This window comes from Moorena bouillonii PNG, assembly GCF_001942495.1.
Taxonomy (GTDB): domain Bacteria; phylum Cyanobacteriota; class Cyanobacteriia; order Cyanobacteriales; family Coleofasciculaceae; genus Moorena; species Moorena bouillonii.
Map to the genome: position 1 here is coordinate 8,144,184 of NZ_MKZS01000001.1, position 6,365 is coordinate 8,150,548.

Consider the following 6,365-nt stretch of genomic DNA (forward strand, 5'->3'; position numbering starts at 1 on the left):
TCCCTCGGTGCGCTTGACCCGTAATTAAATTCGCCACGGGTCGCACCGCTCCCGACTCCCGACAATAATAAAAGTACCTTAGCCAATTGAAAACTGCTATAGTTTTACTATCAAGGATTTCCACTGATGGCAGCTGGTGAGGGATTTCTGCCAGCCTGCACTAGGTGGAACGGTGATCAGCGGTAATAACTGTTTCTACTTGATTAGTCAAGGAAACCAATTCACAGCCGATTTACGGTTGAGATTTACTCACTATGATCACTATTTCTGACCTGAATGTTTCTCGGGAAAACGGTTTGACTGAACTAAAGGACCCCCAAATTATGGGTCGCATCATGGGCGGTCGCTTTCAACTAAATGCATTTACAGTCACTATTGGTAATATTCCATTTAGCTTAGGTACGCCACTGGCAATCGACTTAAACGGTGATGGTACTATTCAACCCGATGAAGTCTACGTACCCCTATCTGGTACGTTAAGCTTTAGTTTCAGTTTGGGAAGGGGTGAATTCCAACGAGACCATAGATCAATGTCTGATTGTTAACTATAGGGTTTTAGGGAGTCGGGAGTCGGGAGTCGGGAGTCGGGAGTCGGGAGTCGGGAGTCGGGATTCGGGAGTCGGGAGTCGGGAGTCGGGAGTCGGGAGTCGGGAGTCGGGAGTCGGGAATCGGGAATCGGGAAACTAGATTCATCGTAGGGTGGGCAGTGGCTACTAACGCGATGGCAAGGTTCGGAATCTCTCTGGTGCACTGCCCACCTTAGTCGGGAGATTAATCCTAGGGTGGGCAGTGCCTACTAACGCGATGGCCAGCACAGGAATTTGTCTGGTGAACTGCCCACCGACATCAACTTGACCGATTAATCCTAGGGTGGGCAGTGCCTAGCAACGGAATTGGCTACATGAACTCTGAAAATGCTATTGCATTTACAAATAAATCATGAAACAAAATACTTATTTCTGATAATACCAAAAAATCGTCGTATCTCTTTCCTAATTTTCCCTATTCCCTATTCCCTATTCCCTATTCCCTATTCCCTTTTTCAACTTATATCAAAGCAAGAGGTTTTCTAGTATGGATGTATTAGTAATTCAGTCATATTCCTGTCCTCCTTATCTAGGAACTACTGGAGAAGTTGCTATTAATGCAGCAGTTGCTGGGAAAAAGACAGGATTTTCGTTTCTCCATGTCGATAATCCGGAGGACCCTCGATGGATTGCCCAGAGACATGCTAAAAACTTGGGAAAAAGAAGTTGGAAAGATCTAGTATCGAGATTTGAAAGCATTTTAAGAAGCTATGGCATAACCACTTTACCGGACGAATTTTTGTCAGAAAAAACTCGGTTAACTATCCAAGACTATGTCCAAAATGCTCCCCATAGCTTGAGGGAGCTTAAAGCCTACAAATACAACGACGCTGCTCTGGGTTTATCTACAGTCTCTTCCCTGATATCGCGAACACTATCCTGGGATCCCGATCCTGATGACCATTATTCACTTATACAACGATATTTGCGTTCTGCAGCAATGGTTTATGAAAAGGCTCGGGCACTGATTCTAAAGTATAAACCCCAGAAAATAATTGGGTTTAATGGACGAAGTGCTTCCGTTAAAGGGATATTTGAGGCAGCTAAACAGCTTGGTGTTGAGGTTCAATACTGTGAACGGGGAGTAACCTATGATCGATACGAACTGTTTGATAAGCCGCCTCAGGATATTGCCTATATACGTGAAAAGATCCAAACCTATTGGCAACAGGCTGGTATGGATAGAGAAGAGTTAGGACATACCTTTTATAAGAATGCAAGGCAGGGAGAGGGAATTGGATCGACTAGGTTTACTTCTAAGCAGCAACAAGGTCTCGTACCTGAGCAAACCGCTAATCATCGTCAGATTGTCTACTACTCTGCTAGTGATGATGAATATGCTGCCGTTGGCGACTTGGTCAAGCATCCAATTTTTAAGAATCAAAGGGAAGCGGTAAAGTCTCTGATCACTTGGGCATCTAATCAGATGGACTGTTATCTGACCATTAGAGTCCATCCTCATGTTCAGCAAAAGTCATTAGAAGACCGCAACTGGTGGACGTCTTTGACGGGAAAAAATGTCCAGGTTATTCCCCCGGATTCCAAGGTTGACTCCTATGGCTTAATAGACTGCTCCGATGTGGTGGTTACCTATGGTTCAACAGTTGGTGTGGAAGCGACTTACTGGGGTAAACCCTCTGTACTTTTGTCGGACAGTGAATACTCTGGGCTGGGGTGTGTTTATGAGCCTAAGTCTGAAGCAGAGGTTTACCAATTACTAGAGAATGATCAGATCGCACCGCTGCCCCAAGAAACCTGCTTGCCCTATGGATATTATCGTTTATGTCGAGGCATAAGATATAACTATTATAATCCCCATACTTTAGAGCTGATTTATAAAGAGAATTTTAAGGATAGCTGATGGACTGACTAGAGCTTTTAGTTTGATGAATGTAGTGGGGAGATTAATCCTAGATTAGGGGAGATTAATCCTAGGGTGGGCAGTGCCTACCAACGGCATTGGCAAGGAAATGAATCGGTCTGGTGCACTGCCCACCCTACATGAACTCTTGCCTCTTGCTAGTCGGGAGGTTAATCTACGATTAATCCTAGGGTGGGCAGTGCCTACCAACGGGATTGGCAAGGAAAGGAATCGGTCTGGTGCACTGCCCACCCTACATGAATTTTCACAACTCAAATAGAAATGCTATATATGTTGCTCAAGATATCAAAGTCGGAGGATTTTTAGTATGGATGTATTAATAATTCAGTCATTTGCCTTTGCTCCTTATCTAGGAACTGCTGGAGAAATTGCTATTAATGCAGCAGTTGCTGGGAAGAAGACAGGATTTTGTTTTATCTATGTCGATAATCCGGATGACGTTCGATTTATTCCCAAAAGCGGTTCTCAGAAGCTTGCAGGAGTAAGTTGGAAACATAAAGTCTACAAAGTTCAAAGCATTTTAAACAACTATGGAGTAACCATTTTACCGGACGAATTTTTGTCAGAAAAAACTCAGTTAACGATTCAAGACTATGCCCAAAAGGCTCCTCATAGCTTGAGCGAGCTCAGAGCCTACAAGTACAACGACGCTGCTCTGGGTTTATCTACAGTCTCTTCCCTGATATCGCGAACACTATCCTGGGCTCCCGATCCTGATGAGCATTATCCACTTATACAACGATATTTGCGTTCTGCAGCAATGGTTTATGAAAAGGCCAGGGCACTTATTCTCAAGTATAATCCTCAGAAAATAATTGCTTTTAGTGGACGATATGCTTGCGTTAAAGGGATCTTTGAGGCAGCTAAACACCTTGGGGTTGAATTTCAATACTATGACCGAGGAGGCAGCTATGAGCGATACGAACTGTCTGAGAAGTCCCCTTATGATTATGCCTATATGCGCGAAAAGCTACAAATCTATTGGCAACAGGCTGGTATGGATAGAGAAGAGTTAGGACATTCCTATTATAAGCGTAAAAGGCAGGGAGAGGGAATTGAATGGACTAGTTTTACGTCTGAGCAACAACAAGGTCTCGTACCTGAGCGAACGGGCAATTATCGTCAGATTGTCTACTACTCTTCTAGTGATGATGAATGGGCTGCACTTGGGGATTTTGTGAAGCATCCAATTTTTAAGAATCAAAGGGAAGCCGTAAAGTCTCTGATCACTTGGGTCTCTAATCGGATGGACTGTTATTTGACGATTCGAGTCCATCCTCACCTTAAGAAAAAGTCATTAGAAAGCCGCAACTGGTGGAATTCTTTGACGGGAAAAAATCTCCAGGTGATTCCGCCGGATTCAAACCTTGACTCCTATGCCTTAATGGACTGGGCCGATGTGGTGGTTACCTATGGTTCAACAACTGGTGTGGAAGCGGCTTACTGGGGTAAACCCTCTGTACTTCTGGGGGACAGTGCATACTTTGGCCTGGGGTGTGTTTATGAGCCTAGGTCTGAAGCAGAGGTTTACCAATTACTAGAGAAGGATAAGATCGCACCGCTGCCCCAAGAAGCCTGCTTGCCCTATGGATATTATATTTTACGTAAGGGCATGACCTATAACTATTATAATCCCCATAGTTTATTCTCTGGGGACTTTTTGGGCGAGCCACTGAGCCCAGCAACTAGGTTCTATAGAAGTAATCTAATCAATAGCATAGAAACTCCTACGGCAGGATAAGGACTATAGAGTGTGGGGAGGGTGGAGATGGGGAGATGGGGAGATGGGGAGATGGGGAAGTCTCACAGGGCTAGAGATTAATCTTCGGGTGGGCAGTGCCTAGCAATGCTATGGCCAGCTTCGGAATCGGTCTGGTGCACTGCCCACCGGACATGAAATACATGAACTTAACTACATGAACTTAACCGATTAATCTTTGGTGGGCAGTGCCTAGCAAGGGGATTGACAAGCTTGCTGAATCTCTCTGGTGCACTGCCCACGGCAGATGAAATACATGAACTTAACTACATCAACTTCACCAATTAATCGTAAGGGGGGCAGTGCCTAGTAACGTTATGGCCAGCTTCGGAATCGGTCTGGTGCACTGCCCACCGGACATGAAATACATGAACTTAACTACATGAACTTAACCGATTAATCGTAAGGTGGGCAGTGCCGAGTAACGTTATGGCCAGCTTTGAAATCTCTCTGGTGAACTGCCCACCCTACATCAACTCCCTACTCCCTACTCCCTACTCCCTACTCCCTACTCCCTACATCAACTCCCTACTCCCTACTCCCTACTCCCTACTCCCATCAATCCTATATTCACATCTCAAATACAAACGGTATAGTATGGATTTATTAGTAATTGAGTCATTTGCCTTTACTCCTCGTCTAGGAACTGCTGGAGAAATTGCTATAACTGCAGCAGTTGCCGGGAAAAAGACCGGATTTTCGTTTCTCCATATGGAGAATCCCGATGACATTCGATTCCTTCCTAATAGACGTTTTCAAAAGTTTGGAAAACGGAGTTGGAAACATAAAGTCTCGAAAGTGGAAAGCATTTTAAACAACTATGGCGTAACCACTTTACCGGACGAATTTTTGTCAGAAAAAACTCGGTTAACTATCCAAGACTATGTCCAAAATGCTCCCCATAGCTTGAGGGAGCTCAGAGACTACAATTACAACGACGCTGCTCTGGGTTTATCTACGGTCTCTTCCCTGATCTGGCACACGACATCCTTGCATCCCGATCCTGATAAGTATTATCCAGTTATACAACGATTGTTGCTATGTTCAGCAAGTGTGTATGAAAAGGCTCGGGCACTGATTCTCAAGTATAAACCCCAGAAAATCAGTGCGTTTAATGGACGATTTGCTTCGGTTAAAGGGATCTTTGAGGCAGCTAAACAGCTTGGTGTTGAGGTTCAATACTATGAAGCGGGAGCAAACTATAAGCAATACGAACTGTTTAAGAAGCCCCCTCATGATTTTGCCTATAGGCGCGAACAGCTCCAAACCTATTGGCAACAGGCTGGTATGGATAGAGAAGAATTAGCACATACCTTTTATAAGAATAGAAGGCAGGGAGAGGGAATTGGATCGACTAAGTATACGTCTGACCAGCAAAAAGGTCTCGTACCTGAGCAAACGGGCAATCATCGTCAGATTGTCTACTATTCTGCTAGTGATGATGAATATGCTGCCATTGGCGACTTGATCAAGCATCCAATTTTTAAGAATCAAAGGGAAGCGGTAAAGTCTCTGATCACTTGGGCATCTAATCAGATGGACTGTTATCTGTCGATTAGAGTCCATCCTCACGTTCAGAAAAAGTCATTAGAAGACCGCAACTGGTGGAATTCTTTGAACGGAAAAAATGTCCAGGTTATTCCCTCGGATTCCAAGGTTGACTCCTATGCCTTAATCGACTGGGCGGATATGGTGGTTACCTATAATTCAACCATTGGTGCTGAAGCGGCTTACTGGGGTAAACCCTCTGTACTTCTGGGGGATAATATTTACTCTGGGCTGGGGTGTGTTTATGAGCCTAGGTGTGAAGCAGAGGTTTACCAATTACTACAGAACGATACTATAGCACCACTGCCCCAAGAAAACTCCTTGCCCTATGGATATTATCGTTTATGTAATGGCATAAAATATAACTATTATAATCCCCATAGTCTACTCTCTGGCGACTTTTTGGGCGAGCCATTGGACTGATATCAAGTCTGGTTGAATACCGATAATCTCGGGAACTGTGGGGAGGGTGGGGAGATGGGGAGATGGGGAGATGGGGAGATGGGGAGATGGGGAGATGGGGAGATGGGGAGATGGGGAGATGGGGAGATGGGGAGATGGGGAGATGGGGAGATGGGGAGATGGGGAG

Annotated in this window: 6 protein-coding genes; 5 read left to right on the plus strand and 1 reads right to left on the minus strand. The window is 44.8% G+C overall.

Annotated features, from left to right (window positions below; genetic code table 11):
* Positions 1–254 precede the first annotated feature (254 nt).
* Positions 255–545 (plus strand): hypothetical protein, encoded by a 291-nt coding sequence (locus BJP37_RS33290; RefSeq protein ID WP_075905455.1) that lies wholly within the window; start codon positions 255–257, stop codon positions 543–545.
* Here BJP37_RS33290 and BJP37_RS40505 read toward each other — a convergent pair.
* Positions 542–751: a hypothetical protein gene (locus tag BJP37_RS40505; RefSeq protein WP_158069872.1), complete on the minus strand. Its 210-nt coding sequence runs from the start codon at positions 749–751 to the stop codon at positions 542–544. The two genes, BJP37_RS33290 and BJP37_RS40505, sit on opposite strands and share 4 nt — an antisense overlap.
* 323 nt (positions 752–1,074) lie before the next feature.
* Here BJP37_RS40505 and BJP37_RS33295 point away from each other — a divergent pair, with 323 nt between their 5' ends.
* The 4 genes from BJP37_RS33295 (at position 1,075) to BJP37_RS33310 (ending at position 6,199) form a co-directional block, all read left to right on the plus strand.
* Positions 1,075–2,448, plus strand: coding sequence for a capsular polysaccharide export protein, LipB/KpsS family (locus tag BJP37_RS33295; protein WP_075905457.1), 1,374 nt, complete (start codon positions 1,075–1,077; stop codon positions 2,446–2,448).
* Positions 2,449–2,530: 82 nt separating this feature from the next.
* Positions 2,531–2,728, plus strand: coding sequence for a hypothetical protein (locus tag BJP37_RS33300; RefSeq protein WP_075905459.1), 198 nt, complete (start codon positions 2,531–2,533; stop codon positions 2,726–2,728).
* 48 nt (positions 2,729–2,776) lie between these two features.
* Positions 2,777–4,210 carry a hypothetical protein gene (locus BJP37_RS33305; protein ID WP_075905461.1) on the plus strand — a complete coding sequence of 478 codons (1,434 nt, stop codon included), beginning with the start codon at positions 2,777–2,779 and terminating at the stop codon, positions 4,208–4,210.
* Positions 4,211–4,642: 432 nt separating this feature from the next.
* The gene (locus BJP37_RS33310) at positions 4,643–6,199 is read left to right on the plus strand and encodes a capsular polysaccharide export protein, LipB/KpsS family (protein WP_143727923.1); all 1,557 of its coding nucleotides are present in this window, start codon (positions 4,643–4,645) and stop codon (positions 6,197–6,199) included.
* The last annotated feature ends 166 nt before the right edge of the window (positions 6,200–6,365 follow it).

Coding starts and splice junctions, on each gene's coding strand:
- BJP37_RS33290 (WP_075905455.1), top strand. CDS start 255: ATGATCACTATTTCTGACCTGAATGTTTCTCGGGAAAACGGTTTGACT.
- BJP37_RS33295 (WP_075905457.1), top strand. CDS start 1,075: ATGGATGTATTAGTAATTCAGTCATATTCCTGTCCTCCTTATCTAGGA.
- BJP37_RS33305 (WP_075905461.1), top strand. CDS start 2,777: ATGGATGTATTAATAATTCAGTCATTTGCCTTTGCTCCTTATCTAGGA.